At 61.3% G+C, this 24,994-nt stretch carries 28 protein-coding genes; 17 read left to right on the top strand and 11 right to left on the bottom strand.

The genetic code is table 11. From position 1 onward, the window contains the following. Positions 1–59: 59 nt before the first annotated feature. Complete coding sequence (gene def / locus ACI77I_RS13605; RefSeq protein ID WP_094949725.1) at positions 60–566, bottom strand: peptide deformylase; 507 nt, start codon at positions 564–566, stop codon at positions 60–62. A gap of 135 nt (positions 567–701) precedes the next feature. Between def and ACI77I_RS13600 the strand changes: the two genes are divergently transcribed. The 3 genes from ACI77I_RS13600 to ACI77I_RS13590 all read left to right on the top strand — a co-directional run bounded on the left by ACI77I_RS13600 (position 702) and on the right by ACI77I_RS13590 (position 3,239). After that, a complete protein-coding gene (locus tag ACI77I_RS13600) occupies positions 702–1,469 on the top strand; it encodes a peptidoglycan-binding protein (protein WP_406997773.1) in 768 nt (255 codons plus the stop codon). 63 nt (positions 1,470–1,532) lie between these two features. After that, entirely contained in the window at positions 1,533–2,627 is a 1,095-nt protein-coding gene (gene dprA / locus ACI77I_RS13595; RefSeq protein WP_406997772.1) for a DNA-processing protein DprA, read from the top strand. A 54-nt stretch (positions 2,628–2,681) separates the two neighbouring features. Then, on the top strand, positions 2,682–3,239 hold the full coding sequence (locus ACI77I_RS13590) for an L-threonylcarbamoyladenylate synthase (RefSeq protein ID WP_094949722.1): 558 nt from the start codon (positions 2,682–2,684) through the stop codon (positions 3,237–3,239). A 133-nt stretch (positions 3,240–3,372) separates the two neighbouring features. Here the strand turns inward: ACI77I_RS13590 and ACI77I_RS13585 are convergent, their stop codons facing one another. Beyond that, positions 3,373–4,350, bottom strand: coding sequence for an NADPH:quinone reductase (locus ACI77I_RS13585; RefSeq protein WP_242153675.1), 978 nt, complete (start codon positions 4,348–4,350; stop codon positions 3,373–3,375). 159 nt (positions 4,351–4,509) lie between these two features. Between ACI77I_RS13585 and hemF the strand changes: the two genes are divergently transcribed. Both hemF and aroE read left to right on the top strand, forming a co-directional pair. Next, a complete protein-coding gene (gene hemF, locus ACI77I_RS13580) occupies positions 4,510–5,442 on the top strand; it encodes an oxygen-dependent coproporphyrinogen oxidase (protein WP_094949720.1) in 933 nt (310 codons plus the stop codon). Next, entirely contained in the window at positions 5,442–6,260 is an 819-nt protein-coding gene (aroE, locus tag ACI77I_RS13575; protein WP_406997771.1) for a shikimate dehydrogenase, read from the top strand. Before hemF ends, aroE begins: the two co-directional genes overlap by 1 nt. A gap of 128 nt (positions 6,261–6,388) precedes the next feature. On the opposite strand, the gene ACI77I_RS13570 is transcribed toward aroE, so the two are convergent. The 3 genes from ACI77I_RS13570 to betC all read right to left on the bottom strand — a co-directional run bounded on the left by ACI77I_RS13570 (position 6,389) and on the right by betC (position 10,574). Then, a complete protein-coding gene (locus ACI77I_RS13570) occupies positions 6,389–7,957 on the bottom strand; it encodes a SulP family inorganic anion transporter (protein WP_094949718.1) in 1,569 nt (522 codons plus the stop codon). A 172-nt stretch (positions 7,958–8,129) separates the two neighbouring features. Next, the gene (gene choX / locus ACI77I_RS13565) at positions 8,130–9,044 is read right to left on the bottom strand and encodes a choline ABC transporter substrate-binding protein (RefSeq protein WP_094949717.1); all 915 of its coding nucleotides are present in this window, start codon (positions 9,042–9,044) and stop codon (positions 8,130–8,132) included. Between the two features lie 18 nt (positions 9,045–9,062). After that, positions 9,063–10,574, bottom strand: coding sequence for a choline-sulfatase (gene betC, locus ACI77I_RS13560; protein ID WP_406997770.1), 1,512 nt, complete (start codon positions 10,572–10,574; stop codon positions 9,063–9,065). Between the two features lie 103 nt (positions 10,575–10,677). Here betC and ACI77I_RS13555 point away from each other — a divergent pair, with 103 nt between their 5' ends. From ACI77I_RS13555 to ACI77I_RS13530, 6 genes are all read left to right on the top strand, one after another. Beyond that, positions 10,678–11,628, top strand: a complete 951-nt coding sequence (locus tag ACI77I_RS13555) for a choline sulfate utilization transcriptional regulator (RefSeq protein ID WP_406997769.1) — start codon at positions 10,678–10,680, stop codon at positions 11,626–11,628. 30 nt (positions 11,629–11,658) lie between these two features. Next, complete coding sequence (locus tag ACI77I_RS13550; RefSeq protein WP_242153681.1) at positions 11,659–11,985, top strand: DOPA 4,5-dioxygenase family protein; 327 nt, start codon at positions 11,659–11,661, stop codon at positions 11,983–11,985. Between the two features lie 162 nt (positions 11,986–12,147). After that, positions 12,148–13,107 carry a 2-dehydro-3-deoxygalactonokinase gene (locus tag ACI77I_RS13545; protein ID WP_242153683.1) on the top strand — a complete coding sequence of 320 codons (960 nt, stop codon included), beginning with the start codon at positions 12,148–12,150 and terminating at the stop codon, positions 13,105–13,107. A gap of 1 nt (position 13,108) precedes the next feature. After that, positions 13,109–13,729 carry a 2-dehydro-3-deoxy-6-phosphogalactonate aldolase gene (locus ACI77I_RS13540; protein WP_406997768.1) on the top strand — a complete coding sequence of 207 codons (621 nt, stop codon included), beginning with the start codon at positions 13,109–13,111 and terminating at the stop codon, positions 13,727–13,729. Positions 13,730–13,790: 61 nt separating this feature from the next. Continuing rightward, a complete protein-coding gene (gene dgoD / locus ACI77I_RS13535) occupies positions 13,791–14,939 on the top strand; it encodes a galactonate dehydratase (protein ID WP_017137927.1) in 1,149 nt (382 codons plus the stop codon). A 97-nt stretch (positions 14,940–15,036) separates the two neighbouring features. Continuing rightward, the gene (locus ACI77I_RS13530; protein WP_094949711.1) at positions 15,037–16,347 is read left to right on the top strand and encodes an MFS transporter; all 1,311 of its coding nucleotides are present in this window, start codon (positions 15,037–15,039) and stop codon (positions 16,345–16,347) included. Between the two features lie 54 nt (positions 16,348–16,401). On the opposite strand, the gene ACI77I_RS13525 is transcribed toward ACI77I_RS13530, so the two are convergent. The 3 genes from ACI77I_RS13525 to trpB all read right to left on the bottom strand — a co-directional run bounded on the left by ACI77I_RS13525 (position 16,402) and on the right by trpB (position 19,046). Next, a complete protein-coding gene (locus ACI77I_RS13525) occupies positions 16,402–16,857 on the bottom strand; it encodes an anti-virulence regulator CigR family protein (protein ID WP_406997767.1) in 456 nt (151 codons plus the stop codon). Positions 16,858–16,995: 138 nt separating this feature from the next. Continuing rightward, positions 16,996–17,805: a tryptophan synthase subunit alpha gene (trpA, locus tag ACI77I_RS13520; RefSeq protein WP_406997766.1), complete on the bottom strand. Its 810-nt coding sequence runs from the start codon at positions 17,803–17,805 to the stop codon at positions 16,996–16,998. Continuing rightward, entirely contained in the window at positions 17,805–19,046 is a 1,242-nt protein-coding gene (gene trpB / locus ACI77I_RS13515) for a tryptophan synthase subunit beta (protein ID WP_094949708.1), read from the bottom strand. The genes trpA and trpB overlap by 1 nt, the downstream gene beginning before the upstream one ends. Before the next feature lie 109 nt (positions 19,047–19,155). Here trpB and ACI77I_RS13510 point away from each other — a divergent pair, with 109 nt between their 5' ends. Next, entirely contained in the window at positions 19,156–20,052 is an 897-nt protein-coding gene (locus ACI77I_RS13510) for a LysR family transcriptional regulator (RefSeq protein ID WP_242153689.1), read from the top strand. 12 nt (positions 20,053–20,064) lie between these two features. Here ACI77I_RS13510 and ACI77I_RS13505 read toward each other — a convergent pair whose 3' ends face one another. Next, a complete protein-coding gene (locus ACI77I_RS13505) occupies positions 20,065–20,391 on the bottom strand; it encodes a YqjD family protein (protein WP_003170746.1) in 327 nt (108 codons plus the stop codon). Positions 20,392–20,547: 156 nt separating this feature from the next. On the opposite strand from ACI77I_RS13505, the gene ACI77I_RS13500 reads away from it, so the two are divergent. Together ACI77I_RS13500 and ACI77I_RS13495 are read left to right on the top strand one after the other, a co-directional pair. Continuing rightward, entirely contained in the window at positions 20,548–20,763 is a 216-nt protein-coding gene (locus tag ACI77I_RS13500; RefSeq protein WP_016969657.1) for a dodecin, read from the top strand. Between the two features lie 114 nt (positions 20,764–20,877). Beyond that, entirely contained in the window at positions 20,878–21,105 is a 228-nt protein-coding gene (locus tag ACI77I_RS13495; protein WP_406997765.1) for a DUF1161 domain-containing protein, read from the top strand. A gap of 62 nt (positions 21,106–21,167) precedes the next feature. Here the strand turns inward: ACI77I_RS13495 and ACI77I_RS13490 are convergent, their stop codons facing one another. Then, entirely contained in the window at positions 21,168–22,169 is a 1,002-nt protein-coding gene (locus tag ACI77I_RS13490) for an LLM class flavin-dependent oxidoreductase (protein WP_094949705.1), read from the bottom strand. A gap of 217 nt (positions 22,170–22,386) precedes the next feature. On the opposite strand from ACI77I_RS13490, the gene ACI77I_RS13485 reads away from it, so the two are divergent. Beyond that, positions 22,387–22,818: an OsmC family protein gene (locus tag ACI77I_RS13485; RefSeq protein ID WP_027608131.1), complete on the top strand. Its 432-nt coding sequence runs from the start codon at positions 22,387–22,389 to the stop codon at positions 22,816–22,818. A gap of 251 nt (positions 22,819–23,069) precedes the next feature. After that, positions 23,070–23,309 carry a DUF1161 domain-containing protein gene (locus tag ACI77I_RS13480; RefSeq protein WP_064450020.1) on the top strand — a complete coding sequence of 80 codons (240 nt, stop codon included), beginning with the start codon at positions 23,070–23,072 and terminating at the stop codon, positions 23,307–23,309. Here ACI77I_RS13480 and ACI77I_RS13475 read toward each other — a convergent pair whose 3' ends face one another. After that, complete coding sequence (locus ACI77I_RS13475; RefSeq protein WP_094949703.1) at positions 23,310–23,732, bottom strand: hypothetical protein; 423 nt, start codon at positions 23,730–23,732, stop codon at positions 23,310–23,312. It abuts the gene before it with no gap. Between the two features lie 141 nt (positions 23,733–23,873). Here ACI77I_RS13475 and ACI77I_RS13470 point away from each other — a divergent pair, with 141 nt between their 5' ends. Next, positions 23,874–24,917, top strand: a complete 1,044-nt coding sequence (locus ACI77I_RS13470) for an aminopeptidase (protein ID WP_406997764.1) — start codon at positions 23,874–23,876, stop codon at positions 24,915–24,917. The last annotated feature ends 77 nt before the right edge of the window (positions 24,918–24,994 follow it).

The following is a 24,994-nucleotide window of genomic DNA, read 5'->3' as shown; positions in this document are numbered from 1 at the left end:
GGTTAAAAACAGTCACAAAAGAAAAAGGCTTGCCGCAGCAAGCCTTTGGAAGAAGGGCATCAAGCTTGCTGGCGATGCTTTTTTTCCAGCTTCTTCTTGATCCGGTCGCGTTTAAGCGTGGACAGGTAATCAACAAACAGCTTGCCGTTGAGGTGGTCGCATTCGTGCTGGATGCACACCGCCAGCAGGCCTTCAGCGATCAGCTCGTAGGGCTTGCCGTCACGGTCCAGCGCCTTGATCTTCACGCGCACCGGGCGTTCGACGTTCTCGTAGAACTCCGGCACCGACAGGCAGCCTTCCTGGTATTCGCCCATCTCATCGGTCAGCGGTTCGAACTCAGGGTTGATAAACACCCGCGGTTCGCTGCGATCTTCCGACAGGTCCATGACCACGACGCGCTGATGCACGTTGACCTGGGTCGCGGCGAGGCCGATGCCCGGGGCTTCATACATTGTTTCAAACATGTCATCGACCAACTGACGAACCTTGTCGTCCACTACGGCCACCGGTTTGGCGATCGTGCGCAGGCGCGAGTCGGGAAATTCGAGGATGTTCAAAATAGCCATAAGCGTAATTGCTGCACATGTGAGGTAGAGGCAAATCGGCGGTGGGATGGACCCAGGCAGCCGGTGTGAAAGGTTCGAAAGCCGCGAAGGCTATGGCATTTCACGCGAACGTACATAATAAAGGAGATTCACCCCATGAGGAAATCGCTACTCGTCTTGCTGTTGTGGGCGCCGCTCACCATGGCCATGATTCCACAGCCTGGCCAGCGCCTGGAACAGGCGACGCAACAGGCTATCCAGCACTTCTTACTGCACAACCGCATTCTCGATACGGTCCAGGACCTGGACAACGCGCCTTACATTGTCGCGGCCGACGCGGGTCGAGTGCTGGGCGCCAACGGCGAGCGTGTGTATGCACGAGGCGTCCTGGACCCGACCCAGCCACAGTATGGGATCTTTCGCCGTGGCAAGGCCTACACCGACCCCGACACCCAGGAACTGCTGGGCATCAACGCCGACGACATCGGCACCGCACGCTTTGTGATGGCGGGCGACCTCACCACCCTGGCGGTGCAACGGGTCACCCAGGAAGTACGTCCTGGCGATCGACTGCTGCGCGCCGAACCTCCCGCCGAGCCGGCCACCCTGAAACCTGCGCGCTTTGTCCAAGGGCACATCATCGACGTTCCCAAAGGCGTGACCCAGATAGGTGTGCTGGACGCCGTGACCTTGAACAAGGGCCGCCGCGATGGGTTGGTTGAAGGCCAATTGCTGGCCGTGATCAAAGCGGGCGCCAGTGTACGCGACACCCTTACCGGCGCTTCAACCCAACTCCCCGACGAGCGCGCCGGCACCCTGGTGGTGTTCCGCACCTATGAAAAGCTCAGTTATGGCCTGGTGCTCAGTGCCTCACGCGCCCTGGCCGTGAGGGACAGATTCGAGACTGCCCAACAAACACAATAAATAGGCTGCTAAATAAGTTACCAACAGAGTTATCCACAGCTTGTTCCGGTCAAGGATGATCAAATGTATCCGATAAACAGCAGTGAAATTTCCCCGTCAGAACTGGAAGCCCGACTACGCTTGCACAGGCTGCCAGAACTGGGCCCCAAGCGTTTTGGTGTATTGATCGAGGCGTTTGGGTCTGCTTCAAAGGCCATCAGCGCCCCGGCCAGTGCTTGGCGTTCCCTCGGGTTGCCGGCCATCAGCGCCGATGCCCGGCGTAGCCCTGAAATTCGTGACGGTGCCGCTCACGCTTTGGCGTGGTTGGAGCACCCGGCCCAGCATTTGCTGATGTGGGACCAGCCTGAGTACCCTGCCTTGCTCGCCCAGATAGACGACGCGCCACCGTTGTTATTCGTCGCCGGCGACCCGAAAATCCTGGAAAAACCGCAGTTGGCCATGGTCGGCAGCCGCCGTGCTTCGCGCCCCGGCATGGACACTGCCGCCGCCTTTTCCCGCAGCCTGGCGAGTGCCGGTTTTGTCATCACCAGTGGCCTCGCGTTGGGCATAGATGGCGCGGCGCATCAGGCAGCCCTGGACGTTGGCGGCCAGACAATCGGTGTGCTCGGCACCGGGCTTGAAAAATTTTATCCACAGCGCCACCGAAAGCTCGCCGCCGCGATGATTGCCCAAGGCAGCGCGGTGGTTTCCGAGTTTCCGCTGGATGCTGCGCCCCAGGCCGCGAACTTCCCCCGGCGCAACCGGATCATCAGTGGCCTGTCACTGGGCGTGCTGGTGGTGGAAGCCAGCATGGCCAGCGGTTCGCTGATCACCGCGCGGTTGGCGGCTGAGCAAGGGCGTGAGGTGTATGCGATCCCGGGTTCCATCCATCATCCCGGCGCCAAGGGCTGTCACCAGTTGATCCGCGATGGCGCGACACTGGTGGAATCCATCGAGCATATTTTGGACGGGTTACGCGGCTGGCAGGCGCTGTCCCGCCCGGCACCGATGCCGGTCACTCATCCGCTGGTGGCGCTGCTGCACGCCGCGCCTCACACCAGTGAAGCCTTAGCCATTGCCAGTGGGCGACCTTTGTCCCAAGTGCTGGCGGCCCTCACCGAGCTTGAGCTCGAAGGCCAGGTGATCTGCGAAAGCGGGCGCTGGCTTGCGCGCTGCTAGGTTTTGTAACGAAGATCGGTAAACTGCGCAGAGCTTTAGTCCGGAGAGTGAGCAATGGTCAACAGGTGGCGTGTGCTGGAAACCGCACGAGAAATTCGCGCAGGCGCGGTGATCGCCTACCCGACCGAAGCGGTCTGGGGCCTTGGCTGCGACCCGTGGAATGAAGCAGCGGTGGACCGGCTGCTGGCGATCAAGAATCGGTCGGTGGACAAGGGGCTGATCCTGGTGGCGGACAATATCCGCCAGTTCGATTTTCTCTTTGAAGACTTCCCGGACACCTGGATCGAGCGCATGGCCAGCACCTGGCCTGGGCCAAATACCTGGCTGGTGCCGCATCAGGACTTGTTGCCTGAATGGGTCACCGGTGTGCATGACACGGTGGCGCTGCGGGTGAGTGATCATCCGCTGGTGCGGGATCTGTGCTCGCTGGTGGGGCCGCTGATTTCCACGTCTGCCAACCCGCAAGGCCGCCCGGCGGCGCGCACACGGCTTCGCGTGGAGCAGTATTTCCGTGGCCAGGTCGATCGGGTGTTGGGTGGCGCCTTGGGTGGGCGCAAGAACCCGAGCCTGATTCGCGATTTGGCGACGGGTGAGGTGGTGCGGCCTTCTTGAGACCGAGGCGCGGCCACCGCGGGCAAGCCCGGCTTCCACATTCGACTGCATTCCAACTGAAGGAACACAGTCAAAATGTGGGAGCGGGCTTGCCCGCGATGGGGCCCTTCAGACCAACAACTGTCTTAAGCCTTTATGGCAGGAGGATGGTCGACCCAGTCGTCCGCCGCCCCGACAACTCAGTCTGCGCCTTCGCCGCATCCGCCAGCGAAAACCGCTGGTTGATATCAATGCGCACCTTGCCGCTCTTGATCATCGAGAACAGGTCATCGGCCATCGCCTGCAGATCCTTCGGATTGCTGGCATAGGTCGCCAAGGTCGGCCGGGTGACATACAGCGAGCCCTTGGCCGCCAGAATCCCCAGGTTCACCCCATCCACCGCGCCCGAAGCATTCCCGAAGCTCACCACCAGCCCACGTGGCGCTACGCTGTCCAGCGAGGTCAGCCAAGTGTCCTTGCCGACGCCGTCGTACACCACCGGCACCTTTTTGCCGTCGGTCAATTCCAGTACACGTTGTACGACGTTTTCCTTGCTGTAGTCGATGGTTTCCCAGGCGCCGAGGGATTTGGCCAGCGCGGCTTTTTCCGGCGAACTCACCGTGCCGATGAGCTTCACGCCCAAGGCCTTGGCCCATTGGCAGGCCAGCGAACCGACGCCACCAGCCGCGGCGTGGAACAGGATGGTTTCGCCGCCCTTCAATTCATAGGTCTGGCGCAGCAGGTACTGCACGGTCAGGCCCTTGAGCATCGCGCCGGCGGCTTGTTCGAAACTGATATCGTCCGGCAAGTGCACCAGATTGGCGGCGGGCAACACATGCAGCTCGCTGTAGGCACCCAGCGGGCCGCTGCCGTAGGCCACACGGTCGCCGACTTTGAATTGCGTGACCTCGCTGCCCACCGCGTCGACCACGCCGGCACCTTCGGCGCCCAAGCCCGATGGCAGCGCGGGCGGTGCATAAAGGCCACTGCGGAAATAAGTGTCGATGAAGTTCAGGCCAATGGCCTCGTTGCGCACACGAACCTGCTGCGGGCCAGGCTCTGCCGGCGTGTAGTCCACATACTCAAGTACTTCGGGGCCGCCATGGGCACGGAACTGGATACGTTTGGCCATCTGCACTTCTCCTGAGGTCGAATCGCGTAGCCCTCTATCCCACTCCTAAGCTTGACCTTCGTCAACTGCGGCGAAGCCGGGTGCGGTGGTATCCTGTGCGCCCATTTGCCGCCGACGCCCAATGGCCTCGCGTAGCTTTGCCCGATTCAAGGTGATGCCATGACTACCCGCACCGAGGCTGTTAAAGCCTACCTGCTCGACCTGCAAGACCGCATTTGCAGCGCCCTGGAAACCTTCGAGACGGACACTCGCTTTATCGAAGACGCCTGGACCCGGCCTGCCGGCGGCGGCGGTCGCACCCGTGTGATCGAAAACGGCACGGTCATCGAAAAAGGCGGCGTTAACTTTTCCCACGTATTCGGTAGCGGCCTCCCACCGTCCGCCAGTGCCCATCGCCCTGAGCTGGCCGGTCGCGGCTTCGAAGCCCTGGGCGTGTCGCTGGTGATCCACCCGCACAACCCGCATGTGCCGACGTCTCACGCCAATGTGCGCTTTTTCATCGCCGAAAAAGACGGCGAAGAACCGGTGTGGTGGTTCGGTGGCGGCTTCGACCTCACGCCCTACTACGCCAATGAAGAAGACTGCATCCACTGGCACCGCGTGGCCGAGCAGGCCTGCGCGCCGTTCGGGCCGCACGTGTACTCGCGCTACAAGGCGTGGTGCGACACCTACTTCCATATCAAGCACCGTAACGAACCGCGCGGCATCGGCGGCCTGTTCTTCGATGACTTGAACGAGTGGGACTTCGACACCTGCTTCGCCTTCATCCGCGCCATCGGCGATGCGTACATCGACGCCTACCTGCCGATCGTGCAGCGCCGCAAGGCCATGGCTTACACCGAACAGCAGCGTCAATTCCAAGAGTTCCGCCGTGGGCGCTATGTCGAGTTCAACCTCGTCTACGACCGTGGCACCCTGTTCGGCCTGCAGTCGGGCGGGCGCACTGAGTCGATCCTGATGTCGCTGCCGCCGCAAGTACGCTGGAGTTACGACTGGAAGGCTGAGGCCGGCAGCGAAGAGGCGCGCCTCACCGATTACTTCCTGCAAGACCGCGACTGGCTTGGCCTCGCCACGCCCACGGCGGCTGTCTGATGGACCGTTATGTCGTGTTCGGCAACCCCATCGGCCACAGCAAGTCGCCGCTGATTCACCGCATGTTTGCCGAGCAGACGGGTGAGCAACTGGACTACAGCACCTTGCTCGCGCCGCTGGAAGATTTCACAGGCTGTGCCCGTGAGTTTTTTCAGCAAGGCCGTGGCGCCAACGTCACCGTGCCGTTCAAGGAAGACGCTTACCGTTTGGCCAACAGCCTGACCGAACGCGCCCAGCGCGCCGGGGCGGTGAATACCCTGAGCAAGCTGGCCGACGGCACTTTGCTGGGTGACAACACAGACGGCGCCGGCCTGGTGCGCGACCTGAAGGTGAATGCCGGGTTGAGCCTGCAAGGCAAACGCATCCTGCTGCTGGGCGCCGGTGGCGCGGTACGCGGGGCGCTGGAGCCGTTGCTCGCCGAGCGGCCGGCGTCGCTGATCATCGCCAACCGCACGGTAGAAAAGGCCGAGTTGCTCGCCGAGCTGTTCGACGACCTGGGCCCGGTGTCGGCCAGCGGTTTCGACTGGCTGCGTGAGCCGGTGGACCTGATCATCAATGCCACGTCCGCCAGCCTGTCAGACGATGTACCGCCGATTGCCGGCAGCCTGATCGAACCGGGTAAGACGTTCTGCTACGACATGATGTACGCCAAGGCGCCCACCGCGTTCTGCCGCTGGGCTACAGAGCAAGGCGCAGCCGTGGCGATGGATGGTTTGGGCATGCTCGTGGAGCAGGCGGCGGAAGCGTTCTTCCTGTGGCGCGGTGTGCGCCCGGATTCGGCGCCGGTGTTGGCTGAGTTGCGCCGCCAGTTGGCCTGACACAAAGCCAATGTGGGCACGGTCAAACTGTGGGAGCTGGCTTGCCTGCGATTGGATCGCCTTGGTCTAACTGACTGACCGAGTCGTCTGCATCGCAGGCAAGCCTGCTCCCACAGTTTTAACTGCGTTCAGTCTTCGAAATGGAGGGGGCAGTTGTCGGGCCCTTCAAGTTTTTTTAACTCTTCCACCACCTGCGGCCGGGCCCGGCGCAACGTCAGGCTACGCCCCAACCCCTTAAGCCGCCGCGCCTCCTGATGCAGCATCTCCACCCCGGAATAGTCGATAAAGTTGATCTGCTGCGCCTCGATCACCACCCGCTCGCCCTGCAAGCTTTGCAGGCGCACTTGCAGGTAATGGCTGGCGCCAAAAAAGATCGAACCCCCCACCCGCAACACATCCTCGTCGCCATCACGCCACTGCTGCACGCGCGGCTGCGAGGTGCGCTTGAGGTAGAAAAACAGCGAGGCCAGCACCCCGGCGTAAATCGCTGTTTGCAGCTCCAGCAGCAAGGTGGCGACGCACGTCAGGCTCATCACCACAAACTCGGCGCGGCTCACGCGGAACAACGCGCGAATGCCGCGATGATCCACCAAGCCCCAGCAAATCAGCAGGATGCTCGCCGCCATGCTGGGGATTGGAATGTGCGCGATCAACACCGCGCCGAACAGCGCGAACAACGCCACCCACAAGGCGGAAAACACGCCTGCCAAGGGTGAGCATGCGCCCGCTTCGTAGCTCAGGCCGGAGCGGGTAAAGGAACCGGCTGACAGGTAGCCGGAGAAAAATCCGCCGACGATATTGGATAAACCCTGCGCACGGACTTCCTGGTTGGCGTCGAGCAATTGCTGCGAACGCGCCGACAACGAGCGCGCAATCGACAGGCTGGTCACCAGCCCCAGCATGCCCACCGCCACGGCACTGGGCAGCAGGCGCAGGAGCATGTCCAGGTCCAGCGGCAATGGGCTGAACGGCGGCAGCTTGCCCACAAACGAACTGACCCGCGCCACATGCCCGAACATCGCCGGCCACAGCCACGCCACCAAGCTGCTCAACGCCAGGGCGATCAATAGCGTCGGCCAGCGTGGGACCCAGTACTTGAGCAACGCGCCCACCAGTAAGGTGCTCAAGCCTAGGACGAGGGAGGCATGGTCCCACTCGCCGCCGTGATCGATAAGCGCCAGCAAACTTTTGATTGCCGTGGCCTGGCTCGGCAAATCCAGCCCAAGCAGGTTGGGTAGCTGCCCCAAGGCAATCACCACGGCGGCGCCCAAGGTGAACCCAAGTACCACCGAATGGGAGACGAAATTCACCAGTGCGCCGAAGCGCAGCATCCCCAGCAGCCACTGGAAAACCCCGGCGAGAAAGGTCAGCAACAGGATCAACGTGATGTAGTCCTGAGACCCAGGCACGGCCAAGGGGCTGACGCTGGCGTAGAGCACGATGGAAATCGCCGCCGTCGGGCCGCAGATCAGGTGCCAGGAGGAACCCCAGAGGCAGGCGATCAATACCGGAATGATGGCGGCGTACAAGCCGTATTCAGGTGGGAGACCGGCGATCAGCGCGTAGGCAATCGACTGCGGCAGCGCGAGCACGGCGCCGCTGAGGCCGACCATCGCGTCCCGGCCGACGCTGGCGCGGGTTTGGCGTGGCAGCCAGGCGAGGAAGGGGAAGAGTGTATGGCGGTTGGGCCGGGGCATCGCAGACTCGGGTTGAAAGGTTTGAGCCAGGGTATCAGGCTGCTAATGATCGTTCCCACGCTCTGCGTGGGAATGCCGGTCCAGGGACGCTCCGCGTTCGCTCTTAAGGTCGTGACGCGGAGCGTCACAGGATGCATTCCCACGCGGAGCGTGGGAATGATCATTTCGGGGGTTAGAGCTTGGCTTTTACCGCCGCCAACGCATCCTGGCCATCCACGGTTTTTACGCCATCGAGCCACTTGTCCAGCACCGCCGGATTCGCCTTGATCCACGCCTTCGCCGCATCGGCATTGCTGACCTTTTTGTTGACCACCTCGGCCATGATGCTGTTCTCCATGTCCTGGGTGAAGCTCAGGTTGGTCAGCAGTTTCCCGACATTCGGGCAGGCCTGTGCATAACCCTTGCGGGTCAAGGTATACACGCTGCCGGTGTCGCCGAAGTACTTCTCGCCGCCCTTGAGGTAATGCATTTTCAACTGCACGTTCATCGGGTGCGGCGTCCAGCCTAGGAAGGTCACGAATTTCTGTTTCTTAACCGCCCGCGACACTTCGGCCAGCATCGCCTGTTCACTCGACTCGATCAGCTTCCATTGGCCGAGGTCGAAGTCGTTCTTCTTGATGATCTCCTGCAGCGAGATATTCGCCGGTGCGCCGGAGCCGATGCCGTAGATCTTCTTATCGAATTTGCCCGCGAATTTATTCAAGTCGGCAAAGTCATGCACACCGGCGTCCCACACGTAGTCCGGCACGGCGAGAGTGAACTCGGTGCCGTCGAGGTTTTTCGCCAGTTGCACCACGTCACCGTTAGCCACGAACTTGTCATAGAAGCCCTGCTGCGCCGGCATCCAGTTGCCCAGGAACACATCCACCTGGCCGTCCTTGAGCCCGCCAAACGTGATCGGCACCGCCAGGGTGTCGACCTTGGCCTTGTAGCCCATGCCGTTCAACAGAAAACCGGTGATGGCATTGGTGGCGGCGATATCGCTCCAGCCGGGGTCGGCCATCTTCACCGTGTCACAGCGGGTGTCCGCGTACACATTGGCGCTAGTCAGCACCAACATACCCAACACTGCAGTCAACTTTTGCATGGCCTTCCCTCTGTTTTATTAGTGTTGGCAGGGTTGTGGATAACGTGCCTTGCGCTCCAGGTCGTCGAGGTCGATATGGTTGCGCATGTATTGCTGACTGGCGTCCACCAGTGGCTGGTGATCCCAGCTCTTCAGCTTGCCTTGGGTCAGCGCCTCAAACACCAGGCGACGACGGCGTTGGCTGGCGAGCACCTGCTGGTGGATCGCCGGGATGTCCCATTTGGCCCGCGCCTCACTCAAAAACACCTCGAACAGTGCTCGGTGTTCCGCTGACTGGCTGAGGTTCTCCCGCTCGTGCGGGTCGTTGTGTAGATCGAACAGTAGACAAGGGTCGTCTTCGCTGTAGATAAATTTGTACGCGCCACGGCGAATCATCATCAGTGGGCTGATGGTGCCTTCGGCCATGTATTCGCCGAACACTTCGTCGTGCCCGCCCTGCCCCTGCAAGTGCGGGACCAGTGAGCGGCCGTCCAGCGGCAAACGCGGGTCTAACTCGCCGCCGGCCAGTTCCACCAGGGTCGGCAACAGGTCGGCGGTGGACACGGCTTTGCTCACGCGGCCAGCGGCAAACTGCCCCGGCGCACTGACCAGCAGCGGCACGCGGGCGGCCATTTCAAACCAGTGCATTTTGTACCAGAGGCCGCGCTCGCCGAGCATGTCGCCGTGGTCGCCCGAGAAGATGATGATGGTGTCGTCGGCAAGGCCGGTGTCTTCCAGGGTTTGCAGGAGCTTGCCGACATTGCTGTCGATGTAGCTGCACGCGCCGAAATACGCGCGGCGCGCATCGCGGATCTTGTTCAGTGGCAGCGGTTTGTCCCACAGGTCGTAAACCTTCAGCAGGCGCTGGGAATGCGGGTCGAGGTCGGCCTGGGCTGGTGTCGTAGGCATTGGGATGTCGCTGTCGTCGTACAGGTCCCAGAACGGCTTGGGAATGGTGTACGGGTCGTGTGGATGAGTCATCGACACGGTCAGGCAGAACGGCTGGTCGCCGTCTTCACGAATATGGTCGAACAGGTATTGCTGGGCCTTGAACACCACCTCTTCATCGAAATCCAGCTGGTTGGTGCGCACGCACGGCCCGGCTTGCAGCACCGAGGCCATGTTGTGGTACCAGGTGGGGCGCACGTCCGGCTCATCCCAGTTCACCGCCCAGCCATAGTCGGCGGGGTAGATGTCGCTGGTCAGGCGCTCCTCAAAGCCGTGCAATTGGTCTGGCCCGCAGAAATGCATCTTGCCCGACAGCGCGGTGCGGTAGCCGAGGCGGCGCAGGTAGTGGGCATAAGTCGGTACATCAGCGGGAAAATCCGCCGCGTTGTCGTAGGCGCCGATCTTGCTCGGCAACTGGCCGCTGACCAGGGTGAAGCGCGACGGCGCGCACAACGGGCTGTTGCAATAGGCGGCGTCGAACACCACGCCCTGCTCGGCGAGGCGGCTCAGGTTGGGCAACTTGATCGGAGAAGGTCCGTAGAACGGAAGCATCGGCGCGGCCATTTGATCGGCCATGATGAAAAGAATGTTCTTGCGCTTCATGAGTCTTCGGCATTCCATAGGCGGTGTTTATGCGAATCAGCATGCGGCCCATGTAAAATGGGGTAAAGCCCATGAAAAGCAATGTCTAGGATAAGCACAGCTTATGTATGAAGCCCTCGGCGATTTATCCCTCGACCTGCTGCGCGCTTTCGAGGCCGCGGCGCGCCACCGCAGCTTTACCGCTGCCGCGATGGACATGGGCACTACCCAACCGGCCATCAGCCAGCAGATCAAGCGCTTGGAAGAACAGCTTGGGCTGCGTTTGTTTGATCGGATCTACCGTGGCATCGAGCTGACCGACGCGGGCGCGCTGTTATTCGAGCACGTCCAGGGCGGCTTGCAGGCCATCAACCACGGCCTGAGCGTGATCACCCAGCAGGACCAGCATGAAGTGCTGCAAGTGGCCACCGACTTCGCCTTCGCCGCCTACTGGCTGATGCCGCGCCTGCACCGCTTCCACGCCGCCAACCCGCAAGTGGACGTCAGCCTGGTCACCAGCCAGCGCAACCACGCGACCTTGCGCAGCGATATCGACGTGGCGGTGCTGTTTGGCGACGGCCGCTTCAAGCAAGGCGACAGCCTGTGGCTGTTCAACGAGAAAGCGTTTCCGGTGTGCAGCCCGCAACTGCTCAAGGACCGCACCACGCCGCTGACCGTGCAGACGTTGCAGGACTACCCCTTGCTGCACCTGCGCCAGGAAAACAACAGCCAGTGGTTCGATTGGAACGGCATATTTCGCGAGCTGGGCATTACCACCGCACCCACACCCGGCCAGTTGCGCTTCGACAACTACACCCTGCTGATCCAGGCCGCCATTGCCGGCCAGGGCGTCGCCATTGGCTGGCGCCACCTGGTGGATAACTTGCTGGAACAGGAGTGGCTGTGCCGGCCGATCAGCGACACGGTGACCTCGCGCTTCGGTTACTACGTGGTGCAGCCGCAGCGCAAACGCCGGGGGCAATTGGTCGAGCGCTTTGTCGACTGGCTGGTGGCCGAGCAAGCCAGCAACGTGCAGTCGCTGACTGGGCTGGCCCTGCCGTCGATTGCGGTCTAGGATCGGCGCATATCGGATCCGGATTTCGCCATGCAACGTATCAAGGGCTACCACGCCCATATCTACTTCGACGCCAGCACCATAGACCAGGCGCGCACGCTCTGCGAAGACGCCGCCAAGCTGTTTCCGCTGCGTATGGGCCGCGTGCATGAGCGCCCGGTGGGCCCGCACCCGGACTGGAGCTGCCAGCTGGCGTTCGAGCCGGAATACATCGGCGTGGTGTTGCCGTGGCTGGCCCTGCATCGCGACGGGCTGGTGGTGTTCCTGCACCCCGAGACCGGCGATGACTTGAAGGATCACACCGATTACGCGATCTGGATGGGGGCGATGCGCGAGCTGGATTTGTCTGTTTTTTAACCACTGCTGATAAAAATCCCATCCCCTTGTGCAAAGGCGATGGGATTTTTTATGTTTAAACCCTATATGTGGGACTGATATTTATATATTGAGATATTGCCAGGCATAGGTTTATATTCGCCCATCTGCTTTTTTCAGCACCCACTCATTTCAGGTGAAGCGATGCAGGCGCAATTGATCGCGCTCGACTGGGGGACCAGCTCCCTTCGTGCTTATAAACTCGGCCCAGCCGGCAGGGTGCTCGAACAGCGCGCGCTGGGGTTCGGCATCATGCACCTGCCCAGCGAACCCCGGGAGATTGCTGGCGTGCGTTGCAGCGATGGCTTCGAGTTGGCGTTCGATGCAGCTTGCGGCGACTGGCTGGATGCCGAGCCCGGCCTACCGGTGATCGCCTGTGGCATGGTCGGCAGCGCCCAAGGCTGGAGCGAAGCGGCCTATCGCAATACGCCGGTTGATGTCGCCAGCCTCAGCCAGGCCCTGCACTCCGTACGCAGCCTGCGCGGTGTGGAGGTGCATATCGTGCCCGGCGTGATCGAACAGGTCGGCTTGCCCAACGTGATGCGCGGTGAAGAAACCCAGGTACTGGGCGTGCTGCAAGGTCTCGCTGCGCAGGTATTGATCGGCCTGCCCGGCAGCCATTCCAAATGGGTCGAGGTGGCGGATGGCTGCATCACACACTTCGACACCTTCATGACCGGCGAGCTATTCGCGGTGCTGAGCAAGCACAGCATTCTGGGGCGTACGCAAAAGCCCTCCGAACACTTCCAGGCCGAGGCTTTTGATCGCGGCGTGAACGTGGCGCTCTCCAAAGACGGGCAGCGCGGCGTGCTCTCAACCGTGTTCAGCGCCCGCACCCTGGGGCTGACCGCCGAACTGGCCCCCGACCAGCAAGCGGATTACCTGTCCGGCCTGCTGATTGGCCATGAACTCGCCGGTTTGCCCGAGCACGCCAAACATAAACCCATCGTTCTGGTCGGTAACGCCCCGCTCTGCGCCCGCTACCAACGTGCCCTCGCCCTCTGCGGCTTCGCCCACGTCAGCCTGGCGCAAGAGGCCAGCGAACGCGGCCTGTGGCAATTGGCAGTGGCCGCCGGGCTTACTCAACCTGTCTTGGAGGCCTGACATGCTCAAGCAAGCACTCGCACACAACGGTTTGATCGCAATCCTGCGCGGCGTACGGCCAGACGAAGCCGAGGCGATTGGCCAGGTGCTCTATCAGGCCGGCTTTCGCGTGATCGAAGTGCCGCTCAATTCGCCGGACCCTTACACCAGCATCCGCACCCTGCGCGACAGTCTGCCCGCCGATTGCCTGATCGGCGCAGGCACGGTGTTGACGCCTGCGCAGGTCGAGCAGGTCAAAGCCGCCGGCGGCCAAGTGATCGTCATGCCCCACAGCGATGCCAAGGTGCTGCGCGCAGCGAAAGCAGCGGGCTTGTACCTGTCGCCGGGTGTGGCCACGCCCACCGAAGCCTTCGCCGCACTGGCCGAAGGCGCCGACGTGTTGAAGCTGTTCCCGGCCGAGCAAATGGGCCCGGGTGTGATCAAGGCGTGGCTGGCGGTACTGCCGGCGGGCACGTTGTTGCTGCCGGTGGGCGGTGTGACCCCGGACAACATGCAGGTGTATTTCGACGCGGGCGCCAAGGGCTTCGGCCTGGGTTCCGGGTTGTTCAAGCCGGGCATGTCCGTGGATCAAGTGGCGAGCAGTGCCCAGGCGTATGTCGCTGCCTGGAACGCGTTGAACTGATGCCCTGAATTGATTTCAAGCTTTGCGCCCTCGGCGCTGCATCGACAAGAGAGATAAGAAGATGAAAATCACTAAACTGACGACCTTCATCGTCCCGCCGCGCTGGTGCTTCCTTAAGGTCGAAACCGACCAAGGCGTGACCGGCTGGGGTGAGCCCGTAGTCGAGGGCCGCGCCCACACCGTGGCCGCTGCCGTCGAAGAACTTTCCGACTACCTGATCGGCAAAGACCCACGCAATATCGAAGACATCTGGACAGTGCTCTACCGCGGCGGCTTCTACCGTGGCGGCGCGGTGCACATGAGCGCCCTCGCCGGTATCGACCAGGCGCTGTGGGACATCAAGGGCAAGGCGCTGGGCGTCTCGGTCAGCGACCTGCTCGGCGGCCAAGTGCGCGACAAGATCCGCGTGTATTCGTGGATCGGCGGCGATCGGCCGGCCGACACTGCGCGGGCTGCCAAAGAGGCGGTGGCGCGTGGTTTTACCGCGGTGAAAATGAACGGCACCGAAGAACTGCAGTTCGTCGACAGCTTCGAAAAAGTCGACCTGGCCCTGGCCAACGTCGCCGCCGTACGCGATGCGGTGGGCCCTAACGTCGGCATCGGCGTCGACTTCCATGGCCGCGTGCACAAGCCCATGGCCAAGGTGCTGATGAAAGAGCTCGACCCGTACAAACTGATGTTTATCGAAGAGCCGGTGCTCAGCGAAAACTACGAAGCGCTCAAAGAACTGGCGCCGCTGACCAGCACGCCGATTGCCTTGGGCGAGCGGCTGTTCTCGCGCTGGGACTTCAAGCGCGTGCTCAGCGAAGGTTACGTCGACATCATCCAGCCGGACGCCTCCCACGCCGGAGGCATCACCGAAACCCGCAAGATCGCCAACATGGCCGAAGCCTACGACGTGGCCCTGGCCCTGCACTGCCCGCTCGGCCCGATTGCCCTGGCGGCGTGCCTGCAACTGGACGCGGTTTGTTACAACGCGTTTATCCAGGAGCAAAGCCTGGGCATTCACTACAACGAGAGCAACGACCTGCTCGACTACGTGCGCGACCCGGGCGTGTTCGACTATGACAAGGGCTTCGTGAAGATCCCCAACGGGCCAGGCTTGGGTATTGAGATCAACGAGGAATATGTGATCGAGCGTGCGGCCATCGGCCACCGCTGGCGCAACCCGATCTGGCGCCATGCCGATGGCAGCTTTGCCGAGTGGTAAGCCCCTCCTGAAGAAACACAGTCAATGTGGGAGCTGGCAAGCCAGCTCCCACATTGACCGGCACCCGTCCTCAATAAACATAAGAAGAGGCACCCCCATGCAACCTGAGTCCTTCACCGGGCAGGCTTCTTTAGTCACGCCCAGCAGAAAGCGTTTCTTCATCATGGTGCTGCTGTTTATCACGGTGGTGATCAACTACCTCGACCGCAGCAACCTGTCGATTGCCGCCCCGGCATTGACCAGCGAGCTGGGCATCGACCCGGTGCACGTCGGGCTGATCTTCTCCGCCTTCGGCTGGACCTACGCCGCCATGCAGATCCCCGGCGGCTGGTTGGTGGATCGGGTGCCACCGCGCATTCTCTACACCGTCGCCCTGCTGTTGTGGTCGATTGCCACCGTGATGCTCGGGTTTGCCGCCAGCTTCATCGCGCTGTTTGTGCTGCGCATGGCGGTCGGCGCCTTGGAAGCACCGGCCTACCCGATCAACAGCCGTGTGGTCACCACTTGGTTTCCTGAGCGCGAGCGCGCCACGGCGATTGGCGTTTATACGTCGGGGCAGTTTGTCGGGCTGGCGTTTCTCACGCCGGTGTTGGCGTGGCTGCAGCACGCGTTTGGCTGGCACATGGTGTTTGTCGCCACCGGTGGCGTCGGCATTCTGTGGGCACTGGTGTGGTACGCGGTGTACCGCGAGCCGAAGGATTTCAAAGGTGCCAACGCCGCTGAAATCGAGCTGATCCGTGAAGGCGGTGGTTTGGTGGATATGCAGGCGCAAGCCACCAAGGCGCCGTTCAGTTGGGTCGACCTGGGCATCGTGCTGAGCAAGCGCAAGCTGTGGGGCATCTACCTGGGGCAGTTCTGCCTGAACTCCACGCTGTGGTTTTTCCTGACGTGGTTTCCGACCTACCTGGTGAAATATCGCGGGATGGACTTCATCAAGTCCGGCCTGCTGGCGTCGCTGCCCTTCCTGGCGGCGTTTGTGGGCGTGCTGTGTTCGGGGATTTTTTCTGACTGGCTGATTCGCCGGGGCGCATCGGTAGGCTTTGCGCGCAAGCTGCCGATCATTGCCGGGTTGCTGATTTCCACGGCGATCATTGGTGCCAACTATGTGGACTCAACGGCGTGGGTGATTGCGTTCCTGGCAGTGGCATTTTTCGGCAATGGCCTGGCGTCGATCACCTGGTCACTGGTGGCCACCCTGGCACCGGCGCGCCTGCTGGGGCTGACCGGTGGGGTGTTCAACTTTATCGGCAACCTGTCAGCAATAACCACGCCGATTGTGATTGGCTTTTTGGCCAGTGGTGATTCGTTCGCGCCGGCGATTACCTACATTGCGGTGCTGGCGTTGCTGGGGGCGCTGTCCTACGTGTTGCTCGTAGGCAAAGTCGAACGCATCGAACTGAATGAATAACCTGTGGCCAGCCCGCTCGCCACAACAAGCCCGGCTGCCACAAAAGCACGGGCGTTAGTTGAGCACGCCGTCCAAAATCTCGTAGACGATGCCCGTGCCCACCGCGATCAACACCACGTCTGGCCCGGAGCGGCGCCATTCGTAACCTTGGTAAACCGGCAGGCGCGCCAGGGCGCGGTTGTCCAGGCGTTCGCCATAGTAACCACGTGGCAGTGGCTGGCCGCGCACCAGGCGTAGATTCGGTGGTGGCGGTGCACCACGGGAGAACTGGCCGTGGTTGTCGTGGATGATCTGCCGCACCGGGCCGAAGTCCTGAGGCGGGCCGCGGCGATTGTTCTGCGGGCCGCGATGGTCGTCGCCACGTTGCTCGTGTTGGCCTTGCGGGCCGCCACGGCCAGGGCCATCGCCATCACCATCACCGCGTTGGTCAGGCGGCGCGGCCTGCACCAAGGCACTCGCACCGAGCATCAGCACGCCGAGGCCAGCGATCAAGCGTTTAGGCATTTTCATGGGGTGTTTCCTCAGTACTTCACGAACAAAAAAGGGATTTCGAACGAGGTTCGAAATCCCTTGGTCTTGCCAGTTTAGGTACTGATTCGACAGTATGATTCCTCTGTATCCGGAACTTTACCTACCGCTACACAGCGTTTACTTACGGGCGTTACGGACACCTTCCGACAACGCCGCGCACAAGCTCAACACGCCATCAATTGCCTGCTGATCATTTTTGGCATTGGCGATGTGGTCGATCAGTGCCGAACCCACCACCACACCATCGGCCAAGCGCGCGATGGCGGCTGCCTGTTCTGGCGTGCGAATACCAAAACCAATGCTGATCGGCAGGTCGGTATGCCGACGCAGGCGAGTTACGGCTTCTTCGACGTGTTCCAAGGTGGCGGCGCCAGCACCGGTCACACCGGCCACCGACACGTAGTACACAAAGCCGGAGCTGCCGTTCAGCACGGTCGGCAGGCGCACGTCATCGGTGGTCGGCGTGGTCAGGCGGATGAAGTCGATGCCCGCCGCCTGGGCCGGGTCGCACAGCTCGCCGTTATGTTCAGGCGGCATGTCGACCACGATCAGGCCGTCCACGCCGGCTTCTTTGGCATCAGTGATGAACTGCGGCACGCCGTATTTGTGGATCGGGTTGAAGTAGCCCATCAACACCAGTGGCGTGTCGTTGTTGTCTTGGCGGAACTCGCGAACCATTTGCAGGGTTTTGGCCAGGTTCTGCTTGGCTTCCAGCGCGCGGATGTTGGCCAGTTGGATGGCTGGGCCGTCGGCCATCGGGTCGGTGAAGGGCATGCCCAACTCGATCACATCGGCGCCGGCTGCGGGCAAGCCCTTGAGGATCGCCAGCGAGGTGTCATAACCCGGGTCGCCGGCGGTGACGAAGGTCACCAGGGCAGCGCGGTTTTGTTCTTTCAGGTGCGCAAAGCGGGTTTGCAGGCGGCTCATCAGTGTTTCTCCTGCTTGGCTGGCTCTTGTGGAGAGTTTTCCATGTGGTGCATCACGGTCTGCATGTCTTTGTCGCCACGGCCAGACAAGTTCACCACCATCAGGTGATCTTTCGGCAGGTTCGGTGCGCGTTTGAATACTTCGGCAAGGGCGTGGGCAGTTTCCAGAGCAGGAATAATCCCTTCCAGGCGGCAGCATTTGTGGAATGCTTCCAAGGCTTCGTCGTCAGTCACCGACGTGTACTGGGCGCGGCCGATGTCATGCAACCAGGCGTGTTCCGGGCCGATGCCGGGGTAGTCGAGGCCGGCGGAAATCGAGTGGGCGTCGATGATCTGGCCGTCGTCGTCCTGCAGCAGGAAGGTACGGTTACCGTGCAGTACGCCTGGTACGCCGCCGTTGAGGCTGGCGGCATGCTTGCCGGTTTCGATGCCATAGCCTGCCGCTTCAACGCCGATGATTTCGACGCTGGTGTCATTCAGGAACGGGTGGAACAGGCCCATGGCGTTCGAGCCACCGCCGATACACGCCACCAGGCTGTCCGGCAGGCGACCTTCCTGGGCTTGCATCTGGTCACGGGTTTCCTTGCCAATCACTGCCTGGAAGTCGCGCACCATTGCAGGGTACGGGTGCGGGCCAGCCACGGTGCCGATCAGGTAGAAGGTGTCATCAACGTTGGTCACCCAGTCGCGCAGGGCTTCGTTCATCGCGTCTTTGAGCGTGCCGGTGCCGGACACTACCGGGATCACTTTGGCGCCCAGCAGCTTCATGCGGAACACGTTGGCCTGTTGGCGCTCGATGTCGGTGGTGCCCATGTAGATCACGCAGTCGAGGCCGAAGCGCGCAGCCACGGTGGCAGTGGCCACGCCGTGCATGCCGGCGCCGGTCTCGGCGATGATGCGTTTTTTGCCCATGCGCCGCGCCAGCAGGATCTGGCCGATGCAGTTGTTGATCTTGTGCGCGCCGGTGTGGTTCAGCTCTTCGCGCTTGAGGTAGATCTTGGCGCCGCCGCAGAACTCAGTCAGGCGCTCAGCGAAATACAGCGGGCTTGGGCGTCCGACGTAGTCGCGCTGGAAGTAGGCCAGTTCTTTGTTGAAAGCCGGATCAATCTTGGCCGCTTCGTATTCGCGGGCCAGTTCGAGGATCAACGGCATCAGGGTTTCAGCGACGTAGCGGCCGCCGAACGCGCCAAACAGGCCGTTGGCGTCAGGGCCGTTGCGTAGATCGGTCTGGGACTGAGTCATGGGGCGCTCCGATAAAGAATGTGAGGAGAGGCAATGACGGCCACTCTACCCCTGACGCGCTACGCTGAAAACCGATAAGATCGCCGTAACCTGTCAGGAAAACTCACAGATGAGCCGAGACCTTCCCCCTCTCAATGCCTTGCGCGCGTTTGAAGCCACAGCCCGGCTCAACAGCGTCAGCCAGGCTGCCGAGCAACTCCATGTAACCCACGGCGCCGTCAGCCGCCAGTTGAAGGTGCTCGAAGAGCATTTGGGTGTCAGCCTGTTCGCCAAGGACGGTCGCGGCCTTAAACTCACAGATGCCGGGGTTCGGCTGCGGGATGCCAGTGCGGAAGCCTTCGAACGTTTAAGGGATGTGTGCGCCGAACTGACCCAGGCCAGCGCCGACGCGCCGTTCGTGCTGGGCTGCTCGGGCAGTTTGTTGGCGCGTTGGCTGATTCCGCGCCTGGGTCGCTTGAACGCCGACCTGCCGGACTTGCGCCTGCACCTGTCGGCGGGTGACGGCGATCTCGACCCCCGGCGCCCCGGCCTTGACGCCCTATTGGTGTTCGCCGAGCCGCCGTGGCCGGCGGATATGCAGGTGTACACGCTTGCCAGCGAACGCATCGGGCCGGTGATGAGCCCGCGCTTCGTCGGTTATGAACGCCTGCGCCAAGCCCCGGCACAGGCTCTGTGCGGCGAAGCCTTGTTGCACACCACATCCCGCCCGCAAGCCTGGCCCAGCTGGGCGCAGCAACACGGTATCGCGCCCGGCGCGTTGAAACACGGCCAGGGGTTTGAGCATTTGTATTATTTGTTGGAGGCGGCGGTAGCCGGTTTAGGCGTAGCGATTGCGCCAGAACCGCTGGTAGCAGAGGACCTGCGCGCGGGCCGCCTGGTGGCGCCGTGGGGTTTCAGCGAAACCCCGGCGCACCTGGCGTTGTGGCTACCCAAGCGCGCCGCAGACGGGCGCGCGGGGCAGCTGGCGCAGTGGCTCAAAGCTGAGCTGTTGCGCCAGCCGCTATAGCCGGTCGGTCAATCAGTCACCGCGTTTGCACAGCAGGTAAGCCGCCAGCAGGCCCAGTGCACCAACGGCGACGCCGGCGGTAGTCCATGGGTGCTCTTGTGCGTAGTCCCGGGTTGCAACACCGGTTTCGCGGATTTTGACTTTGCTTTCTTCGTAGGCATCGCTGATCAGATGGCGGGAGTGCTTGAGGGCATTCTCGGCATTGCTTTTCAGGGCCTTCAGCGTTTTGCGCGACTCGTCGGACGCATCGTCCTTGAGACTCTCAAGGGATTTGAGCAGGCTCGAAATCTCGGCTTCCATGCTTTCCAGCGACGCTTTGCGTAACGAAGTGTTGGCCATGTGGACATCTCCTGAAGTGATTGAGTGGCATGTGTAGATACCGACTCCAGCGTTTTCAGAAAGTGCAGTAATTCTGAACTTTCGTGTAGGAACGGCCGCCAGAAGCAGTACGAACATTGACTGCTACGCTCACTAGAGACCTCAGGAGAAAACGCTATGTCTGATCATCACACGTACAAGAAAGTCGAACTGGTGGGTTCGTCGACGACCAGCATCGAAGACGCGATCAACAACGCCATCGCTGAAGCGCACAAGAGCATCAAGCACTTGGAGTGGTTCGAGGTGACTGAAACCCGTGGCCACATCAAGGACGGCAAGGCCGCACACTTCCAAGTCACGCTTAAGGTGGGGTTCCGAATTGCCAGTAGTTGATCACGCTGGTTGAACTTTGAGGACTGGCCGATTGCCATAACCTGCGCTACAACCTTGGGGTGCCGATGCGATGCGTCGGCACGCTCTTTTGGATCAGCGCAAGGAAAGTATCGGATGAAGAAGCTTCTGTTAGCGGTAGGTTTGTTGAGCATTGCGGGGACAGCAATGGCGGCGGGCAAGCCTTGTGATGAGCTGAAAAGCGAAATCGCGGCGAAAATCGACGCCAAAGGTGCCTCGGGTTATTCGCTGGAAGTGGTAAACAAAGGTGCGGCACCCAGCGACCACACAGTTGTCGGCAGTTGCGAAGGTGGCACCAAGGAAATCGCCTACAAGCGCGGTTAACCCTGTGTTCCAGACATAAAAAACCGACGCGAGTGCGTCGGTTTTTTTTCGCCTGTGGGTTATCAGCCCTTCATCAACTGCGCCAACAGCTCGTAGGAATGAATCCGGTCGGCATGCTCGTAGAGGTCGCAGGTAAAGATCAGCTCATCGGCGCCGGTCTGCTCGATCAGTACTTCCAGTTTGGCGCGGATCTTCGCCGGGCTGCCGACCATCGCCAGGCCGAGAAAGCTGCCGACCGCGTCTTTTTCATGGGGCAGCCACAGGCCGTCCATGGTTTTCACTGGTGGGCGCTGCACCAGGCTTTGCCCGCGCATCAGTGCGAGGATGCGCTGGTACACGGAGGTTGCCAGGTAGTCGGCCTGCTCGTCGGTGTCGGCGGCTACCAACGGGATGCCGAGCATCACGTAGGGTTTGTCCAGTACGGCCGAAGGCTTGAAGTGATTGCGGTACACGCGAACCGCCTCATGCATCAAGCGCGGTGCGAAATGCGAGGCGAAGGCGTAGGGCAAACCGCGCTCACCGGCAAGCTGTGCGCTGAACAGGCTGGAACCCAGCAACCACACCGGCACGTTGGTGCCGGTGCCCGGTACGGCGATCACCCGTTGGTCGGGCGTGCGCGGGCCTAGGTACGCCATCAGCTCGGCCACATCTTCGGGGAAGTCATCGGCGCTGCCCGAGCGCTCACGGCGCAGGGCGCGGGCGGTCATCTGGTCGGAACCGGGCGCGCGGCCCAGGCCCAGGTCGATACGGCCGGGGTACAGGCTTTCCAGGGTGCCGAACTGTTCGGCGATCACCAACGGTGCGTGGTTGGGCAGCATCACGCCGCCGGAGCCGACGCGAATGGTCGAAGTGCCGCCCGCCAGATAGCCCAGCAACACCGAGGTGGCCGAGCTGGCGATACCGTCCATGTTGTGGTGTTCGGCCACCCAGAAACGGTTGTAGCCAAATTTTTCCACGTGCTGGGCCAGGTCCAGCGAGTTGCGCAGCGACTGCGCCGGGCTGCCATTGGCGCGCACGGGCACCAGGTCCAGGGTCGAGAACTTCACGTCGGACAGCGATTTCATAAGCCTGCTTCTCCAATAGGTGCGCAGGCTTATAGACGAACCAAAACCTGCCGCTTCATGTGCATGTTCTATGCAATGAGGGCATATACCCGAGATTCAATAGCGGTTAGGCATATTTCCTACTATATCGCTAGGTTTCTCCGACAAGATGAACTTTGGCGGGCCGTCTATCCTCAGAACCCTTACTGAAGCAAAACCACCGTTCGAGGAGAAAGCTATGAGTATCGTTAAAAAGGCATCCGCGCATTGGGAAGGTGATCTGAAGACTGGCCTGGGTTCCATTTCCACGGAAACCGGCGTTCTGCGCGAAGCGCCCTACGGCTTCAAGGCCCGTTTCGAGGGCGGCAAGGGCACAAACCCTGAGGAATTGATTGGTGCGGCCCACGCCGGTTGCTTCTCCATGGCGTTTTCTATGATTTTGGGCGACGCCGGCCTCAAGGCTGACAGCATCGACACCCAGGCCGAAGTGACGCTGGACCAAGTCGACGGTGGTTTTGCGATTACGGCCGTGCACTTGGTTCTGAAAGCCAAGATCCCAGGCGCGAGCCAGGCGCAGTTCGATGAACTGAGCAAAAAGGCCAAGGAAGGGTGCCCGGTGTCCAAGGTGCTGAATGCGAAAATCAGCCTGGATGCCACGCTCGTCAGCTAATGCGGACTGCGTAACACCGTAGATCGCTGTGGGAGCGGGTTTGTGTGGGAGCCGGGCTTGCCCGCGATAGGTACACCTCGGCTTTGCAGTTGCACCGAGGCGCTGCCATCGCAGGCAAGCCAGCTCCCACACAAGCCCGCTCCCATATTTAGTTCTGCGTTAAATCAGAACTCGTGTTTCCCAAGTGTGGTCCTATAGGCTATGCAGCCTAGGCGCACACCCGTGCGCAGTGCATTCAGGGAGCTACACACATGAAACGTTTTGCCTTGGCAATCATCTGCGGTGTTTTGGCCACGTCGGCTGTGGCCGCGCCAAAAGATTGTGAAGAGCTCAGGAAAGAGATCGAGGTCAAGATCCAGGCTAATGCCGTTCCGTCCTACACCTTGGAAGTGGTCAGCAAGGAAGAAGCCGACAAGCACGACAGCGCCATGGTCGTCGGCAGCTGTGAGAACGGTACTAAAGCCATCGTCTACCAGAAGAACAACGACTGATCAGATGCAGTTCACGCTGCGTTCCTCCGCCAACAACTGCCGCGCGGCGTTGTAGAGCCGGATGTTGGGCGTGAAGGCCAGCGAGCGACCTTCCAGTACGTAGCGCTGGCCCGCCTGGAAGTTGTCGTACTGCAAGGTCATGAAGCAGGTCCGGTCCTGGGTCTGCGACAACCCGCCCAAACTGCCGCCGGTCGGTACTTCGAAATCAAAGCGCACCATCAGCTCGTGACTGCCCGGCGGGACCTGGAAGAAGCGCCCATCGTTGAGGTTTTTCCCATCCAGACGTTGCGCCATCACCAGTTTGGCCCCCGGTGTCGGGGTGCTGAAATCGACCCAGGCCTGGTGCGGGTCGGCCGGCGGTATCGGCGTCAAAGCACAAGCGCTTAGAAACAGGGCGGTGACGAGTAGCAAGAGCTGACGCATGGCAGGTACTCAACGGTAAGAAGGAGTTGAGCCCGGCGCCGATGGCAGCAGACTCGTGATGAGTATAAACATGCTGAGCATGGAAACATTCCGTGCAGGCAGGATAGTCTGGCGAGCCAATCACCCAGGAGCAGTCGGAGCATGTTGAGGGGTTTTCTTCCAGGGTTAATGGTTGTGCTGCTCAGCGGCTGTTCCAGTGTCAGTTATTACAGCCAGTTGGCCGGCGGCCAGTGGCAATTGTTGCGGGCGCGCGAGCCGGTTGCCGAGGTTATCGCCGACCCTTCCCGCCCACAGGTATTGCGCGATCACTTGGTGCAAGCGCAGAAGGCGCGTGCCTTTGCCAGCGAGCACCTGCATTTGCCCGACAACCAGAGTTACCGGCTGTACGCCGACATTGGCCGGCCCTATGTCGTCTGGAACGTGTTCGCTACTACGGAATTTTCCCTGTCTCCCCAGACCCATTGCTTCCCAATCGCCGGTTGCGTCGCTTATCGCGGTTATTACAACCAGGGCGCAGCCCGCGGTGAGGCGGCGTTGTTGCAGCAAAAAGGCATGGATGTGTCGATTGGCGGTGTCGAGGCCTATTCGACCTTAGGTTGGTTCAACGACCCGATCATGAATTCGATGATGAACTGGGGCGATGAACGCCTGGCCACGCTGATCTTCCATGAGCTGGCGCACCAGCGTTTTTATGTGCAGGACGACACCGAGTTCAATGAATCGTATGCCAACTTCGTTGAGCAGGAAGGCACCCGCCAATGGCGCGCGGCGCGTGGCTTGGCGCCTTTGAGCAATGCGGCGTTGCAGCAACGTGACCAATTTATCCGGTTGGTGCTCGATACCCGTAAGCGCTTGGAAAAACTCTACGCGCAACCGTTGTCGGCTGAGGTGATGCGCTTAGCCAAAGTCGCCGAGTTCGAGCGCTTGCGCACTGAATATCAGCACCTGCGTGACAGCCAATGGGCTGGGGATAAACGTTACGACGTGTGGATCAACCAGCCGATGAACAATGCGCGGTTGTTGCCGTTTGGGCTGTATGACCAATGGGTGCCGGCGTTTGCGGCGTTGTTTGCGCAGGAAAGTGGGGATTGGGTGAAGTTCTATACGGCGGTTGAGAAGTTGGGTGGGTTGCCGGTGGAGCAGCGTAAGGCGGCGTTGAGGCAGTTGGAGGGTGGGGGCCGTTAGGGCCTCATCGCAGGCAAGCCAGCCCCCACACTTGATCTGTGTACGCCGATCCAATGTGGGAGCTGGCTTGTCGGGTC

The organism is Pseudomonas sp. D47, assembly GCF_045447305.1.
Taxonomy (GTDB): Bacteria; Pseudomonadota; Gammaproteobacteria; order Pseudomonadales; family Pseudomonadaceae; genus Aquipseudomonas.
This window is presented reverse-complemented; position numbering and strand designations above follow the sequence as displayed.